1 protein-coding gene is annotated in these 234 nt (G+C 45.3%); it reads left to right on the forward strand.

The genetic code is table 11. From position 1 onward, the window contains the following. Positions 1-8 precede the first annotated feature (8 nt). Positions 9-234, forward strand: a 226-nt coding sequence (locus SB773_RS34765; protein ID WP_410595119.1) for a nitronate monooxygenase, incomplete at its 3' end; no start/stop codon positions are given.

A 234-nucleotide genomic window follows, 5' to 3' on the forward strand; every position in this document is an offset into this window, starting at 1 on the left:
CGGGTGAGATAAATAGTTTTGCTTTCGTTGACAGCGTAAGGACATTCTGGGACGGAATCATTTTGCTTGCCGGGTCCATTAGTACTGGTCACAGTATCTTGGCAGCTCAGGCTGCGGGAGCAGATCTTGCTTATATGGGTACACGTTTTATCGTGGCAAAAGAGAGCAGGGCAAATGATGAATATCGTGAAATGCTTGTCGATTCTGATCATGATGACATCATCTTGACTGATG

Origin of the sequence: Bacillus sp. SIMBA_074 (assembly GCF_046534555.1) — a bacterium.
Classification (GTDB): Bacteria; Bacillota; Bacilli; order Bacillales; family Bacillaceae_G; genus Bacillus_A; species Bacillus_A mycoides.